Source organism: Enterobacter sp. PL_is514 (assembly GCF_055816715.1).
Genome location: NZ_JBVPGN010000028.1, coordinates 413,986 through 433,523, shown reverse-complemented (window position 1 = coordinate 433,523; position 19,538 = coordinate 413,986). Strand labels below are relative to the sequence as shown.

Below are 19,538 nucleotides of genomic sequence, written 5' to 3'. Positions count from 1 at the left end.
AGAAGGTTCACCCTGGACGATCTATGACATATAATCTCCACTTATTGATTATTCGTCCGGAGTTGCGCCATGACCGTACAGTCACCCGATTTGATCAGCGAACTTTTACGCGGCATGCGCCTGTCAGGCGTGAAATACCGGCGCATTGAAGCCAGTGCGCCATTTGGCGTCGCGTTTCATCAGGCTCCCGGCCGGGCGCAGTTTCATTTTGTGAGCCACGGTAGCGCCCTGTTGCGCATGGAGAGCGGAGCAACGTTCGAACTGAGCGGTGGCGACGCCCTCTTTATTCCCGGCGGGAATTCCCATGCCCTGCTCTCTGACGAGCAGGCCCCTCTTACCCCTGTCAACGCCTTTCCGAGCGAGCCTATCTGCAGCTCGGTCTGCGCCATCACCTGCGAGCCCTGCCCGGAGAGCGAGAACACCCTCATCTTTAGCGGGTGCATGGATTTTGAGCTGGGCGGAATGCAGCCGCTGATCAAGGCAATGCCGGAAGTGATGATGGTCAGCCGGTTAATGTCCACCTGGCCGGAGATCCACCCGCTGCTGGCGGCGATGGAGCGGGAGTCCGTGGCGCGTCAGGCCGGGTTTGCCGGGATCCTTGCGCGACTGGCCGACGTGGTCGCGGCGTTAATTGTGCGCGGCTGGGTTGAAGGCGGCTGTGGTAAAGCCACCGGCTGGGTGCAGGTTTTGCGCGACCCGCGCCTGAGCCGCGCCATTTACGCCATGCACCAGCAGCCGGGCCTGAACTGGAGCGTGGCGGATCTGGCAAAAGAAGCGGGCACGTCCCGCTCCGTGTTCGCCGAACGGTTTCTGGCCGCGACGGGAACCACTCCGGCAAAATATCTCAGCGAGCTGAGGATGCGCCTGGCCATTCAGTACATTCGCCATGAAAATCAGCCGATAGAAACCGTCGCGCTGCGGCTGGGGTACGGCTCTCTGGCGGCATTTAGCCGGGCATTTAAGCGCATTATTGGACATGCGCCGGGCACGCTGCGGGAAGCCAGCCAGACGCCGGAAGAGGTCTGACTGGCCAGCAATATTTAACGCGAAGCGGGCAATATTCGTCTAAGGTTTTCAGGTGATTGACAACAGCGGTCACGCTGTTTAGTGAAGACAGGAGACGAACTGATGATAAGACCTCGTACACTACGCCCCGCGTTCTTGCCCCTTGCGTTAGGCGGCGCGCTGCTCGGCGTAACGACATTCGGTTATGCCGACGATAGCCCCGCAGCCCAGACAGCCTCACCCGATATTTTGCTGGGCCCGCTGTTTAATGATGTGCAGAGCGCCAAACTGTTTCCCGATCAGAAAACCTTTGCGGATGCCGTCCCCAAAAGCGACCCGCTGATGATTCTGGCGGACTATCGGATGCAGCACACGCAGTCCAGCTTTGACTTACGCCACTTTGTCGAGATGAACTTTACGCTCCCTGCGGAAGGGGAAAAATATGTTCCGCCTGCTGGACAAAGTCTACGTGAGCATATTAACGATCTCTGGCCCGTACTGACGCGCACCACGGATAAAGCCAGCAACAAATGGGATTCCCTGCTGCCGTTACCCAAACCTTACGTTGTGCCCGGCGGACGTTTCCGCGAGGTCTACTACTGGGACAGCTATTTCACCATGCTGGGCCTGGCAGAGAGCGATCATTGGGACAAAATCAGCGACATGGTGGATAACTTTGCCTATGAAATTGACACCTTCGGCCACATTCCCAACGGCAACCGCAGCTATTACCTGAGCCGATCCCAGCCGCCGTTCTTCTCGCTGATGGTGGAACTGCTGGCAACGCACGACAGCGATGCGCTGAAGAAGTATCGTCCGCAGATGGAGAAAGAGTATGCCTACTGGATGGACGGCGTCGACGCCCTTCAGCCGGGTCAGGCCAACAAGCGCGTGGTGAAGCTGGATGACGGCGCTGTCCTCAACCGCTACTGGGATGACCGCGACACTCCGCGCCCGGAGTCCTGGCTTGACGATGTAAATACTGCCAAAAGTAACCCTAACCGACCGGCAACCGAAATCTACCGTGATTTGCGTTCCGCCGCGGCCTCGGGATGGGACTTTAGCTCCCGCTGGATGGACGATCCGCAAAAACTCGGCACCATCCGGACCACCAGCATTGTCCCCGTGGACCTGAATGCCCTGATGTTCAAAATGGAAAAACTGCTGGCGCGGGCAGCCCAGGAGAGTGGCGACGCCGCCAGCGCAAGCAAATACGAGGCGCTGGCCACCGCGCGTCAGAAAGCCATCGAGAGCCACCTGTGGAATGATAAAGAGGGCTGGTACGCGGATTACGATCTGAAGAGCAAGAAGGTACGTAATCAGCTCACGGCAGCAGCCCTGTTCCCGCTTTACGTTAAGGCGGCGGCGCAGGATCGGGCCGATAAAGTCGCCGCGGCAACCTCATCGCGCCTGTTGAAACCGGGCGGTATTGCGACCACCACCGTCAACAGTGGCCAGCAGTGGGATGCGCCAAACGGTTGGGCCCCGCTGCAATGGGTGGCCGCGGAAGGGCTGCAGAATTACGGGCAAGAGAAGGTCTCGATGGATGTGACCTGGCGCTTCCTGAAAAACGTTCAGCATACTTACGACCGGGAAAAGAAACTGGTCGAGAAATACGACGTGTCGACAACCGGTACGGGCGGCGGCGGCGGCGAGTATCCGCTGCAGGACGGCTTCGGCTGGAGCAACGGCGTGACGCTGAAGATGCTGGATCGGGTCTGCCCGAAAGAGAAACCGTGCGACAGCGTGCCGGAGAATCGGCCTGCCGCGAATGATGAGGTGGCGCCGGTGAAGGCGACGGCGCAGTAAGTGAGTATTGCCGGGTGGCGGCTACGCCTTACCCGGCCTACTTTTGCTAACCCTCTTCCCACCGGGAAAGGGATCCCCAGTAATTTTTAAGCAGAAGCAATAACGTTGTTTCAGAACGACTGAAGGCTTTCAGCGATGCTCTGGTCCGGCTGTAAATCGCTGAGGCGTTTGCCTTCCGGCCGGGGCGAGGCGCAGGGATGCGCCGAGAGGGCGGGCTTTACAGGGATGTTACCTCCGCCCGTCCCCGATAAGCCGGAAGGAATACGCCGAGGGCACCGCGAAGCGGCGATTTACCGCCGGGAGCCCGGGTCGCCAGGGTGGTGGCGACTGAGCCACCCTGGCACGTTCACAGGCCATGTCGTTAAAGAGTAGCAAGGAACATAAAGTGAACGGAATGACCTCCGCAGCCGTATGTTCCCCCTCACCCCAGCCCTCTCCCCTAAGAGGAGAGGGGGCAGTCCGATTGCGTATTTTGTTGGGGCTCCCCTGGTTCCTTAGAAACTGTAACTCGCCCCTAGCTGATACGTTCTGTCACGCCCAATCCAGCAGTTGGTCGCGTCGTAGCAGGTCAGCGTCTCTTTATTGGTGATATTCTGCGCGCTGGCTTTAAGCGTTAGCCCTGCCAGCGAGGGCAGGATCTCGCCCATCCGGTACGAGGCCGCCAGATCGTACTGGGTAGTACCGCCCAGTTTACCCGCATCGTTTGCCGGAGAGATTTCCATCGGGCCGGTATAGCGTGCGCCCGCTCCCAGCATCAGCCCTTTCAGCGGCGTGTTCTCAAAGGTGTAATCCCCCCAGAGATTGAAGGCATTCTCCGGCACCTGCGTTGGACGTTTCCCTTTGTACTTATCATCTTCCGTGTTGATCGCGTGGGTGTAGGCATAGTTAGCAATCAGCGTCAGGTTGTCCGTCGGGCGGCTGATGGCAGACAGCTCAGCCCCTTTGGATTCCACCTCCCCGGTCTGACGATAGTTCAGGAAGCCCGGATCGGAGGTGACGACATTTTTCTGACGGATGTTGAACACCGAAGCGGTAAAGGTGGTGGCGTAGTCGGCCAGCAGATATTTCACGCCGCCCTCCACCTGCTTGCTGGTGGTCGGCTTGACGTCTTTCGCCGCAAGCGTTCCCTTCGGCGACACCGGCGCAAAGCCTTCGGAATAGCTGATAAACGGTGACAGACCATTATCAAAGGCGTAAAGCGCGCCCAGGCGTTTGGTGACGCGATCCTGAGAGACCCAGTCCTTATCACCGTTTTGCAGATAATTGGTGGTCACGGAGCGATAATCGTCGTAGCGCAGGCTACCCAGCAGATTTAAGCCCCCCCACTCCACCTGATCCTGCAGGTAGTAGCCGTTCTGCTGATAGCTCAGACGGTTTTTCTGGGCGGTATACAGCCCTAATGCGCTTTCACTGATTTGCGAATAGTCAGGATGACGCATATCCATGCCCGGCGTGGTCGACGCGTAACGGTAGTGGAAATGGGAGTTCAGCTTCTGGTAGTCAAACCCGGCCAGCAGATGGTGTTTCCAGTCGCCCAGCGCCACGGTTTTAGTCACCTGGTTATCGATATTGAAGCTCTGCAGATCTTCATCGGTGGTGTAGGCAAAGCGGTTAAGCTGATAGACCTCGCTTCCCGTGCCCGTCGCATAGACGCTGCGCTGATGCGTATCGACGTCGAAATAGCGCGCCTTCTGGTTAAAGCCCCAGCCGCTGTCGAACGCATGTTCAAAGCTGTAGCCCAGCATCCACTGGCGCTGCTTAAATCCGTTCCACTCATCACCGGCATAGTCGCGCTTGCCCGCGTATTTCGAGCGCAGGTAGGCGAGCGGCAGCGGGTTCGACGGCATCAGGCTCGGGGAGTTCTGCGCCAGCGCATCCAGAGTCAGGCGGGTTTTGCTGTCGGGTTGCCAGGTGACGGACGGGGCAACCAGGTAATTTTCATACCGGGTGGTGTGCGGCTGATCGTCATTTTCCGTCGCTTTCCCCAGCAGACGGTAGTTCCAGTCGCTTTCGGCAATCTGCCCGGTTGAGTCGAGATAGCCCTCTTTCAGGTTGCGATTGCCGGTGTTAAATCCGAATTCAGTTCGCGCTTCACGCTGCGGCTTTTTACTCTGGATATTCACCAGCCCGCCCGGCGAACCACCGCCGTAAAGAACCGATGAGGGACCTTTCAGGATATCAACGCTGTCAATCAACAGCGGATCGATGCGCGCTTTGGTATTGCCGGTGACGTTATAGGGCAGCTGCAGCCCGTTGTAGAACTCCTGGTCGACGGTAAAGCCACGAATTTTATATTCGCTCATGTAGGAGGTATTCCCCCGCACCTCGGTTGAGACGCCCGGAGCATAGCGCAGGATTTCATTCACCGAATTCGCATGGCGTTTTTCAATTTCCGGCGCAGAGACGGTCGTGATGACCTGCGGCGTTTTACTTTCGGCCACGGCCGACTTCGTGGCGCTGTTCGTCCAGGCCGGCAGCGCGCTGCCCTGCTCTGCGCCGGTGACGACGATAGTGGATTCTTCGGCGAATGCCGGAACGTGCAGTGCGAGCGAGACGGCGCCTGCCAGGGCGCATAGCGTAAAACGTGAAGGAGTCATAATGTCGTCTTGTTGTTAGATGCGATGCGATACGGAACGACAATTATTATCATTTAGATTAACAAATCAATACGCAGGCAAAAAAACGGCCCTCCGCAGAGAGCCGTTTACGTCATGTTATGCTCGTCGCAGTAACCTGAATATGCCCAGCACCACAATGGCGCCCACGACAGCGACCAGAAAACTGTGCAGGTCAAAACCACTTATGTTGCCTCCGAAGCCAAACATCGTCGCCAGCCAGCCGCCCACAACCGCACCAACGACCCCGAGTACGCAGGTCAAAATAAAGCCGCCGCCATCGTTTCCCGGCATGATCAATTTCGCGATAGCGCCAGCAATAAGACCAAAGATAATCCAGGCGATGATACCCATAGCGATGCCCTCTTGCAGGTTTAACGCGTGCGCAGAAAACCTTCTGCACAGCTAACTTAAGTATAGGTCATCGCCGGAAAATCATTTTCATCTCACCGACTTATCTTTACGTAAACAGGCAAAAAAAACTCACCGGTTTGTATTAAGTTTCATTGCAGATTGCCGATAACGCTAAGACAGTCTGTCATCAATCAAGGAGCCATCCGGCGTGAGTCATTACAGTGAGCAGTTCCTCAAGCAAAATCCGCTGGCTGTATTAGGGGTATTACGCGACCTGCAAAAAGGTGAAGTGCCGCTGCGCATCAGCTGGTCGAATAATCAGTTCATCAGCAAGATCCTTGACGCCTCGCAGGAGCGGCTGGTGATTGATTTAGGCAGTCAGGAGTATGAAAACCGCGCGGCGCTGAAGGCGGAGAATATCGCGGTGATGGCCGAAACGCAGGGCGCCAAAGTGGAGTTTGTCCTGTCGCGACTGGAACTGAGCGAGTACCAGGGACTCCCTGCTTTTGCTACCCCACTTCCCACCAATCTCTGGTTTGTTCAGCGTCGTGAATATTTCCGCATTAGCGCTCCGCTTCACCCCGCCTATTTTTGTAAGGCCAAAATGCCGGATAAAAAAGAGATCCGCTTCCGCCTCTTCGATCTGTCACTGGGCGGCATGGGTGCGCTGATGGATACGCCGAAACCCGACGGACTGGTAGAAGGCATGCGGTTTACGCAAATTGAACTGGATATGGGGGGCTGGGGTCGCTTTTATTTCGATGCACAGCTGATTGCCATAAGCGACCGTACCGTCGTGGACAGCAAAAATGAAACCATCACCACGCCGCGTCTGAGCTTCCGCTTCCTGAATGTGGGGCCCGGTGCAGAGCGTGAGCTTCAGCGCATCATCTATTCGCTGGAGCGGGAGGCGCGGGAACGCGCAAATAAAGTTCTGTAAGAAAATCGGGCAGCGTGACCGCCGCCCGTCTGCGGCATTACATGGCATCCATCGCTTTCTGTACTTTCCAGATATAACGAGGCGCCTGTGGTGCCGGGTGATTTTTCGCCACATGCTCAAAGAATTCGTCTTTGTCCATGCCGTTAATCTCTTCTATTGCCTCTTTGCGGTCAGAGGAGAAGGTTCTGAGCAACGCGCCGGCACCGTTAACGTAAGAGACCACCAGCGCGTACTGCATCACCTCCGGATCCTTAATGCCCTTCAGCACGCCGTGCTCCATTATGCTCAGATAGGCCGTGCCCATTGAAATGTTACGTTCCGGGTTCTTCAGCTCGCTGGTTGACGGCTGACCGCTCCAGCCCATATAGCGGTAAACTTCTTTCCCCGCCGTTGACGCTTTAAGCTGCATCAGCCCCACCGCGTTGGATTTGCTGACAAGCGTGGGGTTACCGCCGGACTCCACCGCAATGATCGCCGTGATAAGACGCGGACTGACGCCCCAGGCCTTCCCGGCTTGTTCACTGATCGGCATCCACTGCATGGCCCGTTTCACCGGCACTTCCGGGTTCCAGGGTGGGTTTTGATAATCATGTTTTGAACTACAGCCAGCAAGCAACACAATCAAAAAAGCAAACCATCTCAATTTCACGTCATCTATCCTTATAGCCGGTCATCGCGGTGCGCCGCCTCTTGAAGCAGGCGGCGTATACGCGGCATGATATAGACAATTAGTTTCTCATTCAGCAAGGAATTGCCATGTCTCAGTTTCACCTCATCGCGCCGTCTGGCTACTGCATTAACCAGGACGCGGCGCAGCGGGGCGTTCAGCGTTTGCTGGAATCGGGTCATCAGGTAGAAAATCAGACGATTATCCCCCGCCGCCAGCAGCGTTTTGCCGGTACAGAAGCGCAGCGGCTGAATGATATCAACAGCCTGGTGAACCTGAAGGGTGAAAACCGGGTTGTGCTGGCGGTGCGCGGCGGATATGGCGCGAGCCGGCTGCTGGAGAGCATTGACTGGCAGGGTCTGGCGCAGCGCCAGCAGCAGGATCCGCTACTCATATGCGGCCACAGCGATTTCACCGTCATCCAGCTCGGGCTGCTGGCGCTACATAACGTTACCACCTTCAGCGGCCCGATGCTGGCCGGTAACTTCGGCGCCCTGGAGCTGAATGCGTGTACCATGGAACACTTCTGGCGCGCGCTGCGCAATCCCACCTACAGCGTGGAGTGGCAAGGCAATGGACCGCACTGGGAATGCGAAGGTCAGCTCTGGGGCGGCAACCTGGCGATGCTGGTTTCGCTTATCGGCACGCCGTGGATGCCGCACATCGAGGACGGCATTCTGGTGCTGGAAGATATCAACGAACATCCGTTCCGCGTCGAACGCATGCTGTTGCAGCTCTATCATGCCGGTATTCTTGAACGCCAGTCCGCGATTGTGCTGGGCAGCTTCAGCGGTTCTGCGCCGAATGACTATGACGCGGGTTACTCCCTGGAGACCATGGTTGAGTTCATTCGCTCGCGGCTGGATATTCCGGTCATCACCGGTCTGGATTTCGGCCATGAGCAGCGCACCGTGACCCTGGCACTGGGGGCACACGCCTCGCTGATCCACAATGATTCCGGCAGTCGGCTGACCATCAGCGGCCATCCTGTCATAAAGGCATAAAAAAGCCGTTATACCCCCTTAATAAAACGCTGTTGCCGTCGTTAATATGTTAGGGTTTTAGTAACAGCGTTAACATTGAGGTGGGAGTAAGAGAACATTGGATGCCGCAGCGATAATCAGCCTTTTCATTTTGGGTTCGGTCCTTGTAACCAGCAGTATTTTATTAAGTTCATTTTCATCGCGTCTCGGCATACCTATTCTTGTCATTTTCCTCGCCATCGGCATGCTGGCCGGCATTGATGGCATTGGCGGTATCCCTTTCGATAACTACCCTTTCGCCTACATGGTGAGTAACCTCGCGCTGGCGGTGATCCTGCTGGACGGCGGGATGCGCACCCAGGCGAGCTCCTTCCGCGTGGCCCTGGGGCCCGCGCTGTCGCTCGCCACGGTCGGCGTGCTGATTACCTCTGGCCTCACCGGAATGATGGCCGCGTGGCTTTTCCATCTCAATATCATGGAAGGTTTGCTGATTGGCGCGATTGTTGGCTCAACCGATGCGGCAGCAGTATTTTCCCTGCTTGGCGGAAAAGGGCTTAACGAACGCGTGGGCTCAACGCTTGAGATTGAATCCGGCAGTAACGATCCGATGGCGGTGTTTCTCACCATCACGCTTATCGAGATGATTCAGCAGCACGAAAGCGGGCTGAGCTGGACGTTTGCGTTACATATCCTGCAGCAGTTCGGCCTGGGGATTGTCATCGGCCTGGCAGGGGGATATCTGCTCCAGCAGACGATCAACCGTATATCGCTTCCTCTGGGGCTTTACCCGCTGCTGGCGCTGAGCGGCGGCATCCTCATTTTTGCCGTCACTACCGCAGTGGACGGCAGCGGCATTCTCGCCGTCTACCTCTGCGGGTTCCTGATGGGCAACCGCCCTATTCGTAACCGGCATGCCATTTTGCAGAACTTCGACGGTCTGGCCTGGCTGGCGCAGATCGGCATGTTTCTGGTGCTGGGTCTTCTGGTTACGCCATCGGACCTGCTGCCGATCGCCGTTCCGGCGCTGCTGCTCTCTGCATGGATGATCTTCTTTGCCCGTCCGCTGTCGGTATTTGCAGGCCTGCTGCCGTTTCGCGGCTTCAACCTGCGCGAGCGGATCTTCATCAGTTGGGTGGGCCTGCGCGGCGCGGTGCCGATTATCCTTGCTGTGTTCCCGATGATGGCCGGTCTGGATAACGCGCGGCTGTTCTTTAACGTGGCGTTCTTCGTGGTGCTGATTTCGCTGCTGTTCCAGGGAACCTCGCTCGGGTGGGCGGCGAAAAAAGCCAAAGTGGTGGTCCCTCCCGTGGGCTGGCCGGTCTCCCGCGTGGGGCTCGACATTCATCCGGAGAACCCGTGGGAACAGTTCGTCTATCAGCTGAGCGCCGACAAATGGTGCGTGGGGGCTTCACTGCGCGATTTGCACATGCCGGCCGAAACGCGCATTGCCGCTCTGTTCCGCGACAACGTTCTGCTGCACCCTACCGGCAGCACCCGCCTGCGCGAAGGGGATATTCTCTGCGTGATTGGCCGCGAGCGCGACCTGCCCGCGCTGGGCAAACTGTTCAGCCAGTCGCCTCCGGTGGCGCTGGATCAGCGTTTCTTTGGCGATTTTATTCTGGAAGCCAGCGCCAGGTTTGCCGATGTCGCGCTGATCTACGGCCTGGATGAAGGTGCTGAAGACGGAGATAACCAGCAAACGCTGGGCGAAATCATCCAGCAGCGGCTTGGCGCTGCCCCGGTCGTGGGAGACCAGGTGGAGTTTGCCGGGATGATCTGGACCGTTGCCGAAAAAGAAGATAACGCGGTGCGGAAAGTCGGTTTGAGGCCGATGGAAGAGGAAGCGGAGTAGCGGTTTTTTTGCCGGGTGGCGGCTTCGCCTTACCCGGCAAAAAAACTTCGAACGTAGGTCGGGTAAGCGTTAGCGCCACCCGACACAAACATTCGTTACACCGTCACAACCGGCACTCTCGGTGCCAGCGCGCACATCAATTCGTACCCCACCGTGCCCGCCGCGGCAGCAACGTCATCAATCTTAATTTCGTTACCCCACAGTTCGACCGGCGAACCGATGCCCGCCTGCGGGCATGGCGTCAGGTCAACGGCCAGCATATCCATTGATATGGTGCCCACCGTTCCCGTGCGGACCCCATCGACCCACACAGGCGTGCCGGTCGGCGCGATGCGCGGGTAGCCGTCGGCATAGCCGCCCGCCACGATGCCAATCCGCTGCTCGCCCTTTGCCCGGTAGCGGCTGCCGTAGCCTACCGTGTCACCGGCCTTCAGCGTCTGCACGCCAATGATTTCACTGCGCAGGGTCATGACCGGCTTCAGGCCGCTGTTGGCGATATCCTGCCACTGGCCTGAGGGAGACGCGCCGTACAGAACGATCCCCGGACGCACCCAGTTATAGTGCGCCTCGGGATGCCACAGCGTGGCCGCCGAGTTCGACAGCGAGCGCGGGCAGTCCAGCCCTTCTGCCGCCTGCTCAATGCGGACCATGGCATCGGCAATCCCGTCGGGTTGTTCCGCGTCGGCAAAATGCGCCATCAGCGTCATTTCACCTACATTCTTCAGCGCGCGCAGCTGCTGCCAGACCGTATGCACCCGCTCAGGCTGGAAGCCCAGGCGGTTCATACCGCTGTTCACCTTGAGATAGATATCCAGCGGAGCATGGAGCTTCGCATCCTGAATCGCTTTGATCTGCCAGTTGCTGTGCACGCTGGTGGTCAGCCGATACTTATCCAGCAGCGGCAGATCGTCGGCGTGGAAGAAGCCTTCCAGCAGCAGAATAGGCCCTTTCCAGCCGCGCTCGCGCAGCAGAATGGCCTCTTCCAGATTGAGTAAGGCAAAACCATCGGTGGCGCTCAGGGCGCTCCAGATACGATCGATACCGTGGCCGTAGGCATTCGCTTTCACCACCGACCAGACGCGCGAACCAGGTGCCGCCCGACGAACAATTTGCAGATTATCCTTCAGGGCCTGCAGGTTCAGCTGGGCCAGAACAGGACGGGACATGACAGCTCCTTAGTTATGCGCGCCGTGCAGATGCTGTGGACGCGAAGGCGTAAACCCCGATTGATAGCGTGCAGCGCTTAAATCGTCAAACGGAATTGCCGGCGTGCGCCCGGAAATCAGGTCGCTCAGCAATTGGCCCGATCCGCAGGCCATCGTCCAGCCAAGCGTGCCGTGGCCGGTATTGGTCCACAGGTTTTTAAACGGCGTGCGGCCCACGATCGGCGTGCCGTCCGGGGTCATCGGACGCAGGCCGGTCCAGAACGTCGCCTGCTCCACAAAGCCACCGCGCGGGAAGAGATCGCCCACAACCATCTCCAGCGTTTCACGACGCGGCTGCAGCAGCTCGGTGTTGAAGCCGACAATCTCCGCCATGCCGCCTACGCGGATGCGGTTATCGAAGCGGGTAATGGCGATTTTGTAGGTTTCATCCAGAATGGTCGATACCGGAGCACCGCTCTCTTCTTTCACCGGAATGGTCAGCGAGTAGCCCTTGAGCGGGTAGACCGGAATGTCGAGAATACCTTTCAGCATGGCGGTGGAGTACGAACCAAACGCCATCACGTAGGCATCGGCTTTGATCACCTCGTCGCCGCACTTCACGCCGTAAATTTTTTCCCCTTCCGACAGCAGCTTGTCGACAGAGGTGTTAAAGCGGAACTTCACCCCCGCCTGCTCGCACATCTGCGCCAGACGCTGCGTAAAGAGCTGGCAGTCGCCGGTTTCGTCGTTCGGCAGGCGCAGGCCGCCTGTCAGCTTATGCGCCACTTCCGCCAGCGCCGGTTCAACCTGACCAAGCTGGCTGGCTTCCAGCAGCTGGTACGGTACGCCGGCATCTTCCAGCACGGCGATATCGCGGGTGGCATTTTCGTACTGCTGCGCCGTGCGGAACAGCTGCAGCGTTCCGCCCTGACGGCCTTCGTACTCAATCCCCGTCGACGCGCGCAGCGCTTTCAGGCAGTCGCGGCTGTATTCCGCCAGGCGCACCATGCGCCCTTTGTTCTCCATGTAGTGGCGGGTGTCGCAGTTGCGCAGCATCTGCCACATCCACTTCAGCTGGAACTGCGTGCCGTCAAGGCTGATGGCCAGCGGCGCGTGGCGCTGGAACATCCATTTAATCGCTTTCAGCGGAACGCCCGGCGCAGCCCACGGAGCGGCATAGCCGGGAGAGATTTGCCCGGCATTCGCCGCGCTGGTTTCGAGCGCCGGACCGGATTCACGATCGATAACGGTTACGTCATGTCCCGCCTGACTTAAATACCAGGCGCTGGTTACCCCAACGACACCACTTCCCAGTATGACAACACGCATAGCCACTCCATTATGTGCAAAAGAACAATCTTCTAATTACAGATTGATAACCTAGTTGAAAATATTATTCAACATATGACTTTTTTATGGTGACTTACCTCACACATCCCCCAGCATCAGGGGATAGTGCTAATTTGGGATCTCCTGCTGCGCGTTATTTTTAACCAGCATAATATGCTGAGACATACCGTTTTTTTGCCGTATCAAAAACGCGAAATCGCAAAGAAAAAATTTCTGCCCCAGCACGCTTTTTAACACGTTGATCTATGCTTGAAAGGAGGCTCTCCAGACAGAGAGAGCACCCACAACGAGGGCGCGCTAATGGCTACTATTGATTCCCTGAACAAGGACAACACACGTCTGAGCGATGGACCCGACTGGACCTTCGAGCTGCTGGATGTTTACCTCGCCGAAATCGACCGGGTCGCAAAACTGTATCGTCTGGATACCTATCCCCATCAGATTGAAGTCATTACGTCCGAACAGATGATGGACGCCTACTCCAGCGTCGGTATGCCGATTAACTATCCACACTGGTCGTTTGGTAAAAAATTTATTGAAACGGAGCGGCTGTATAAGCACGGCCAGCAGGGGCTGGCGTATGAGATTGTCATTAACTCCAATCCGTGTATCGCCTATTTAATGGAAGAGAACACCATTACCATGCAGGCGCTGGTGATGGCGCACGCCTGCTACGGGCACAACTCCTTTTTCAAGAATAACTACCTGTTCCGCAGCTGGACGGATGCCAGCTCCATCGTCGATTACCTGATCTTCGCCCGTAAATATATTACCGACTGCGAAGAGCGCTACGGCGTGGACGAAGTGGAAAAACTGCTCGACTCCTGCCACGCGCTGATGAACTACGGCGTGGACCGCTACAAACGTCCGCAGAAAATCTCCCTGCAGGAGGAGAAAGCGCGACAAAAAAGCCGCGAAGAGTATCTCCAGAGCCAGGTGAACATGCTGTGGCGTACCCTGCCGAAACGTGAGGAAGAAAAAGCGGTCGCCGAAGCGCGTCGTTATCCGTCCGAGCCGCAGGAAAACCTGCTCTATTTTATGGAGAAGAACGCCCCGCTGCTGGAGCCGTGGCAGCGTGAGATCCTGCGCATCGTGCGCAAGGTGAGCCAGTATTTCTATCCGCAAAAGCAGACGCAGGTGATGAACGAAGGCTGGGCGACATTCTGGCACTACACCATCCTCAACCACCTGTATGACGAGGGGAAAGTTACCGAGCGGTTCATGATGGAGTTCCTCCACAGCCATACCAACGTGGTGTTCCAGCCGCCCTACAACAGCCCGTGGTACAGCGGCATTAACCCGTATGCGCTTGGCTTTGCCATGTTCCAGGACATCAAGCGTATCTGCCAGTCGCCAACGGAAGAAGACAAGTACTGGTTCCCGGATATCGCCGGATCTGACTGGCTGGAAACGCTGCACTTTGCGATGCGCGACTTTAAGGATGAGAGCTTCATCAGCCAGTTTATGTCGCCGAAGATCATGCGTGACTTCCGCTTCTTCACCGTGCTGGACGATGACCGCAACAACTATCTGGAGATCTCCGCAATCCACAACGAGGAGGGATACCGTGAGATCCGCTCTCGCCTCTCTTCCCAGTACAACCTGAGCAACCTTGAACCGAATATTCAGGTCTGGAACGTGGATTTACGCGGTGACCGCTCCCTGACGCTGCGCTATATCCCGCACAATCGCGCGCCGCTGGATAAAGGGCGTAAAGAGGTGCTGAAGCATGTGCATCGCCTGTGGGGCTTTGATGTGCAACTGGAGCAGCAGAATGAAGACGGGAGCGTCGAGCTGCTGGAACGCTGCCCGGCGCGGTTGAATACGCTGTAGTTTTTTGCCGGGTGGCGGCTACGCCTTACCCGGCCTACGGGTTTTGTAGGCCCGGTAAGCGAAGCGCCACCCGACGAAAAAAAACCTCTCATACGAGAGGTTTTTTATTTCAGCGGCTCTGAATCGCCAAATCGCCCGGCAGCGTTTTCTGCATGCGGTGCCAGATTTCACCGGAATCATGACCGTAGCGGCGCACCGTCTCATAAACCTGATCGTGCAGGCCTTCAGTACAGAGCTTGCTCAGCTTATGGTAGAAGCCCAGCGCCAGGCTACGCGCTTCCGGATTGGCAAAGTAGTGGCGGCCGATGCGGGTATAAAGCCCTTTCATACCGTTGAGGATCAGGCCATACACCGGGTTGCCGGAGGCAAACGCCAGGCCGCGAAACACGTTGTAATCGAGGGTGGCAAAAGCATCGGCGTGATCTTCCACCTCGTTCGCTGTGGCCAGCACCGCAAGGGCGTCTTCCGGATGCTGACGGAAAGCGGTACGAATAAAGATCGTCGCGATGTTGGTGCGAACGGAGAGCAGATTATCAATGAGCTGCGGCACGCTTTCATGGTCGAGACGCGCCAGCGTTTCAAGAATGTTCAGCCCGGACGTTTCCCAGAAGTTGTTTACTTTCGTCGGCTTGCCGTGCTGGATAGTCAACCAGCCATCGCGCGCCAGCCGCTGGAGCACTTCACGCAGCGTGGTGCGAGTGACGCCAATCAGTTCAGAGAGTTCGCGTTCAGCCGGAAGAATGGACCCCGCAGGGAAACGATTATTCCAGATGCTTTCAATGATGTACTCTTCCGCGAAACCCGCCGGGCTCTGCGCCTTAATGACCATAGTGAGATTTCCATTACACAGCTTTAGCAAATTGGACTCATCATACCAGAGGCAGCCAGTGGCAGGTAGCACGGCAAAGAGAGAAAAGAGGGATCGCCGTTTCATTTTTGTGAAATTTACAATGCAGCCTTATCCGCCTCCAGGCCGCGATTTTTGCGTATACTGATGTTTTGTCTTACTTGACGGGGATGGACGTCTGTCGTGGAAATTTCTTTTGGGCGCGCACTGTGGCGCAACTTTTTAGGCCAGTCTCCGGACTGGTATAAACTTATACTTCTGGTGTTCCTGGTCGTTAACCCCCTCCTCTTTAGCGTAAACCCGTTTATTGCCGGGTGGCTGCTGGTGGCGGAGTTTATCTTCACCCTGGCCATGGCGCTGAAATGTTATCCGCTTTTGCCGGGCGGACTGCTGGCGTTTGAGGCCGTCGTCATCGGCATGACCCGCGCCGAGCACGTCAAAGCCGAGCTGGCATCCAATCTCGAAGTGCTACTGCTGCTGATGTTTATGGTGGCGGGCATCTACTTTATGAAACAGCTGCTGCTGTTTATCTTCACGCGCCTGCTGCTCAGCATTCCGTCGAAAATGTTGCTCTCACTGGCGTTTTGCCTTGCGGCCGCCTTCCTGTCGGCCTTCCTGGATGCGCTGACGGTCGTCGCGGTGGTGATAAGCGTAGCGGTGGGGTTTTACGGTATTTATCACCGCGTGGCCTCCTCTCGTCCGGGCGAGGATTTGCAGGATGACAGCCACGTCGATGCGCATAATCGTGAGGTACTGGAACAGTTTCGCGCCTTCCTGCGCAGCCTGATGATGCATGCTGGCGTCGGTACCGCGCTGGGCGGCGTGATGACCATGGTGGGCGAACCGCAAAACCTGATCATTGCCAAAGCGGCGGGCTGGCACTTCGGTGAGTTCTTCCTGAGAATGGCGCCGGTGAGCGTACCGGTGCTTTTCTGCGGGCTGGCGACCTGTCTGCTGGTGGAGAAGTTTCGCCTCTTTGGCTATGGGGCCCAGCTCCCGGAGCCGGTACGTCAGGAGCTGCATAAATTCGATCTGCAGAGCCGACGCCAGCGGACGCGCCAGGAGACGCTGCGTCTGATTGCCCAGGGGATCATCGGCGTCTGGCTGATCGCCGCGCTGGCGTTCCATCTTGCCGAAGTGGGGCTGATTGGCCTGTCGGTCATTATTCTCGCCACCACCTTTACCGGCGTGACGGACGAGCATGCCATCGGTAAGGCGTTTACCGAAGCCCTGCCATTTACCGCCCTGCTGGCGGTGTTCTTTGCCGTTGTGGCGGTGATAATCGACCAGCATCTGTTCGCGCCGATTATTGCTTTTGTCTTAAAGGCATCGCCGGATGCTCAGCTGTCGCTGTTTTACCTGTTCAACGGCCTGCTCTCGTCGATCTCAGATAACGTCTTCGTCGGGACGGTCTATATCAACGAGGCCAAAGCCGCTATGGAGCAAGGCGTTATCAGCGCCGAACAGTTTGAGCTGCTGGCCGTGGCGATCAATACCGGCACCAACCTGCCGTCGGTGGCGACGCCAAATGGCCAGGCCGCCTTCCTGTTCCTCCTGACCTCCGCCCTCGCGCCGCTCATACGACTTTCTTATGGCAGGATGGTGTGGATGGCGCTGCCCTATACGCTGGTGCTCACGATCGTGGGATTGCTTTGCGTCAAAATTACCCTCATTCCCTGTACGCAATGGTTGATACAAGCGGGTATACTTGCGGCGCAATAAACACTGCATCTCGGGCAGTTCGCTGCCCGTTTGCCTTTTCGCACGATAAACATCCAATTACGTTTTATTTCGCCAGGTACAGGTGGCGCGAAAAACGAATTCGTTTACACTGCGATTTCTAAGCATGTTCCAGGGAAATGATTATGTTGAGATTTTTAAACCAGTGCTCCCGCGGTCGCGGAGCGTGGTTGTTAATGGCCCTGACCGCCTTTGCGCTGGAAATGGTCGCGCTGTGGTTCCAGCATGTAATGGGACTCAAACCTTGCGTGCTTTGTATTTATGAACGCTGCGCACTGTTCGGCATTATGGGTGCGGGCCTGGTGGGCGCGATTGCCCCAAAATCGCCGCTTCGCTATGCTGGTATTGCCATCTGGATATACAGCGCCTGGAAAGGAATTGAACTCTCCTGGCAGCACACCATGATGCAATTGCATCCGTCACCGTTTATGACCTGTGATTTTGCCGCCCGCTTCCCGAGCTGGCTGCCGCTGGACAAATGGCTGCCGCAGGTATTTGTCGCATCCGGTGACTGCTCCGTTCGTCAGTGGGAATTCCTGACGCTGGAGATGCCGCAGTGGCTGGTGGGTATTTTTGCCGCCTACTTCGTCGTGGCGCTGCTGGTGCTGATTGCCCAGCCGTTCAAACCGAAGAAACGCGATTTGTTCGGAAGGTAAAAGCAAAACGGCAACCTCGGTTGCCGTTTTTAGTGCTTGCGCCCTCTCCCGTGGGAGAGGGTTGGGGTGAGGGCATCAGGCCGCACAAACACAATAAAAAACCCGCCTCGGCGGGTTTTTTATTGTCAACGGGTCGGGTGGTTCATGATGTGATCTTCCCAGTCACGCACCTCGGACTCTTTCACGGCGATGTGGCGCACTGAAATGCGCTCACCGTGCATCGCCGCTTTTGAACCGGTTAACAGCGGATGCCAGTCAGGCAGACCTTTCCCTTCCGCCAGCAGGCGATACGCGCAGGTATGCGGCAGCCATTCAAAGGTGGGCAAATTATCCCGGGTTAACTTGATGCAGTCCGGCTCAAACTCGAAGCGGCGCTCATAGTTGCGGCACTGGCAGGTCTTTATGTTTAGCTGCTTGCAGGCAACGTTGGTGAAGTAAATCTCGTCCGTATCTTCATCCATCAGCTTATGCAGGCAGCACTGACCGCAGCCGTCGCATAAGGATTCCCATTCCGCGTCCGTCATGTCGTCGAGAGTTTTGCTTTGCCAGAAAGGGATGTCGTTCATCAGGATGTCCACACGTCAAAAGAAAGCGCACCTTATAACGAGTCTGGCACGTCGATGCAAGTTTTGCCGCCCTTTTCAGGCGGCAAGAGGAGATTACAGCACGCGGGTTTTCAGCGACAGGCCGTTAAAACCGACCTCCAGTTCATCACCGCTCACGAGCGGACCCACGCCTTCCGGCGTGCCGGTCAGGATCACATCGCCCGGCTTCAGGGTAAAGAAGCGGCTCATATAGGCGATCAGCGGCACAATCTTATGGATCATGTCTGCCGTGGTGCCCTGCTGGCGGATTTCACCATTAACCTTCAGGCTGAGCGGGGTGTCCTGCGGATCGCCGGTAAATTCGCTCACCGGCACAAACGCCGAGATCGGGCAGGAATTATCAAACCCTTTGGCTTTTTCCCAAGGCTGCCCGGCTTTCTTCATTTTGCCCTGCACGTCACGTAGCGTCAGATCCAGCGCCACGCCGTAGCCGGCAATCGCTTTCTGAACATGATCTTCGGAGGCCTGACGCAGCGTTGCGCCGATCAGCACGGCGAGTTCAACTTCGTGATGCACCGAGCCGAGCCCCTGCGGCAGGGCCAGCGGCTGGCGGATATCGCAAAGCGCCGTTTCAGGCTTAATGAACAGAACCGGCTCTTCTGGCGTCGCGCTGCCCATCTCATGAATATGTTTTGCATAGTTGCTGCCCACGCAGACGACTTTGCTGACGGGATAATCCAGTAATGCACCTTGCCAGTTGTGATGTTGATACATGGTCGACCCCTAAACGGTTGATGTGTTATGCCCAAAAACAGTTGAGACTATTTTTTACCGTTCGCCTCAAGATGCTGTTTTAATAAATTCTCGGGTGGCGGTGGAAGCTGTAAATAATAGCCCTGCTCGGCTAAGGCCGTTTTTACTTTATCCAGATCGGCATTAATCAGTTTCTTACGACCATCAAGCGGCAGCAGCATCGCCAGTTGTGGTCGGCCAAAGTTCTTCATTAATTCTTCAGGCACGCGTGAAAAATCGTCTTTCTTTTCGACATAAAGATAGGTCTGGTCACGGCTTGTACTTCTGTAGATCACACAAAACATGTTTTTACTCTGAATTAATGGGTGGTTGCTTGCCTCAATATACTCCTGACTATAACATGCCTGATACTCTTCGGAATATCGCAGCGAGTGGTTGCGGTTA

The 19,538-nt window shown here is 56.7% G+C and carries 17 protein-coding genes; 8 read left to right on the top strand and 9 right to left on the bottom strand.

Annotated elements, in window-relative coordinates:
• Positions 1–69 precede the first annotated feature (69 nt).
• Both AC0TNG_RS08320 and AC0TNG_RS08315 read left to right on the top strand, forming a co-directional pair.
• Positions 70–1,026: an AraC family transcriptional regulator gene (locus AC0TNG_RS08320; protein WP_024909819.1), complete on the top strand. Its 957-nt coding sequence runs from the start codon at positions 70–72 to the stop codon at positions 1,024–1,026.
• A gap of 102 nt (positions 1,027–1,128) precedes the next feature.
• Positions 1,129–2,814, top strand: coding sequence for an alpha,alpha-trehalase (locus AC0TNG_RS08315; protein WP_417927533.1), 1,686 nt, complete (start codon positions 1,129–1,131; stop codon positions 2,812–2,814).
• A 494-nt stretch (positions 2,815–3,308) separates the two neighbouring features.
• On the opposite strand, the gene AC0TNG_RS08310 is transcribed toward AC0TNG_RS08315, so the two are convergent.
• Positions 3,309–5,411 carry a TonB-dependent siderophore receptor gene (locus tag AC0TNG_RS08310; RefSeq protein WP_417927534.1) on the bottom strand — a complete coding sequence of 701 codons (2,103 nt, stop codon included), beginning with the start codon at positions 5,409–5,411 and terminating at the stop codon, positions 3,309–3,311.
• 117 nt (positions 5,412–5,528) lie between these two features.
• Positions 5,529–5,783 (bottom strand): GlsB/YeaQ/YmgE family stress response membrane protein, encoded by a 255-nt coding sequence (locus AC0TNG_RS08305; RefSeq protein WP_008502662.1) that lies wholly within the window; start codon positions 5,781–5,783, stop codon positions 5,529–5,531.
• 208 nt (positions 5,784–5,991) lie between these two features.
• Here AC0TNG_RS08305 and ycgR point away from each other — a divergent pair, with 208 nt between their 5' ends.
• The gene (gene ycgR / locus AC0TNG_RS08300) at positions 5,992–6,723 is read left to right on the top strand and encodes a flagellar brake protein YcgR (RefSeq protein WP_024909816.1); all 732 of its coding nucleotides are present in this window, start codon (positions 5,992–5,994) and stop codon (positions 6,721–6,723) included.
• A gap of 37 nt (positions 6,724–6,760) precedes the next feature.
• On the opposite strand, the gene emtA is transcribed toward ycgR, so the two are convergent.
• On the bottom strand, positions 6,761–7,372 hold the full coding sequence (gene emtA / locus AC0TNG_RS08295) for a membrane-bound lytic murein transglycosylase EmtA (RefSeq protein WP_024909815.1): 612 nt from the start codon (positions 7,370–7,372) through the stop codon (positions 6,761–6,763).
• Between the two features lie 107 nt (positions 7,373–7,479).
• Between emtA and ldcA the strand changes: the two genes are divergently transcribed.
• Both ldcA and AC0TNG_RS08285 read left to right on the top strand, forming a co-directional pair.
• Entirely contained in the window at positions 7,480–8,394 is a 915-nt protein-coding gene (gene ldcA, locus AC0TNG_RS08290) for a muramoyltetrapeptide carboxypeptidase (RefSeq protein WP_267217036.1), read from the top strand.
• A 97-nt stretch (positions 8,395–8,491) separates the two neighbouring features.
• Positions 8,492–10,225, top strand: coding sequence for a potassium/proton antiporter (locus tag AC0TNG_RS08285; protein ID WP_032647718.1), 1,734 nt, complete (start codon positions 8,492–8,494; stop codon positions 10,223–10,225).
• A gap of 95 nt (positions 10,226–10,320) precedes the next feature.
• Here the strand turns inward: AC0TNG_RS08285 and dadX are convergent, their stop codons facing one another.
• On the bottom strand, positions 10,321–11,391 hold the full coding sequence (gene dadX, locus AC0TNG_RS08280) for a catabolic alanine racemase DadX (RefSeq protein WP_473713393.1): 1,071 nt from the start codon (positions 11,389–11,391) through the stop codon (positions 10,321–10,323).
• 9 nt (positions 11,392–11,400) lie between these two features.
• Positions 11,401–12,699: a D-amino acid dehydrogenase gene (locus AC0TNG_RS08275; RefSeq protein WP_267215002.1), complete on the bottom strand. Its 1,299-nt coding sequence runs from the start codon at positions 12,697–12,699 to the stop codon at positions 11,401–11,403.
• A 321-nt stretch (positions 12,700–13,020) separates the two neighbouring features.
• On the opposite strand from AC0TNG_RS08275, the gene AC0TNG_RS08270 reads away from it, so the two are divergent.
• A complete protein-coding gene (locus AC0TNG_RS08270) occupies positions 13,021–14,553 on the top strand; it encodes a SpoVR family protein (protein WP_024909810.1) in 1,533 nt (510 codons plus the stop codon).
• A gap of 109 nt (positions 14,554–14,662) precedes the next feature.
• On the opposite strand, the gene fadR is transcribed toward AC0TNG_RS08270, so the two are convergent.
• Complete coding sequence (fadR, locus tag AC0TNG_RS08265; protein WP_024909809.1) at positions 14,663–15,382, bottom strand: fatty acid metabolism transcriptional regulator FadR; 720 nt, start codon at positions 15,380–15,382, stop codon at positions 14,663–14,665.
• A 201-nt stretch (positions 15,383–15,583) separates the two neighbouring features.
• Here fadR and nhaB point away from each other — a divergent pair, with 201 nt between their 5' ends.
• Together nhaB and dsbB are read left to right on the top strand one after the other, a co-directional pair.
• On the top strand, positions 15,584–17,122 hold the full coding sequence (nhaB, locus tag AC0TNG_RS08260; RefSeq protein WP_248165022.1) for a Na(+)/H(+) antiporter NhaB: 1,539 nt from the start codon (positions 15,584–15,586) through the stop codon (positions 17,120–17,122).
• A 143-nt stretch (positions 17,123–17,265) separates the two neighbouring features.
• Positions 17,266–17,796 carry a disulfide bond formation protein DsbB gene (gene dsbB / locus AC0TNG_RS08255; protein WP_024909807.1) on the top strand — a complete coding sequence of 177 codons (531 nt, stop codon included), beginning with the start codon at positions 17,266–17,268 and terminating at the stop codon, positions 17,794–17,796.
• Between the two features lie 125 nt (positions 17,797–17,921).
• Here the strand turns inward: dsbB and AC0TNG_RS08250 are convergent, their stop codons facing one another.
• From AC0TNG_RS08250 to AC0TNG_RS08240, 3 genes are all read right to left on the bottom strand, one after another.
• Positions 17,922–18,362: a YcgN family cysteine cluster protein gene (locus AC0TNG_RS08250; protein WP_024909872.1), complete on the bottom strand. Its 441-nt coding sequence runs from the start codon at positions 18,360–18,362 to the stop codon at positions 17,922–17,924.
• A 93-nt stretch (positions 18,363–18,455) separates the two neighbouring features.
• Positions 18,456–19,115: a fumarylacetoacetate hydrolase family protein gene (locus AC0TNG_RS08245; protein ID WP_417927536.1), complete on the bottom strand. Its 660-nt coding sequence runs from the start codon at positions 19,113–19,115 to the stop codon at positions 18,456–18,458.
• Positions 19,116–19,162: 47 nt separating this feature from the next.
• Positions 19,163–19,438 (bottom strand): YcgL domain-containing protein, encoded by a 276-nt coding sequence (locus AC0TNG_RS08240; RefSeq protein WP_029742143.1) that lies wholly within the window; start codon positions 19,436–19,438, stop codon positions 19,163–19,165.
• Between the last annotated feature and the right edge of the window lie 100 nt (positions 19,439–19,538).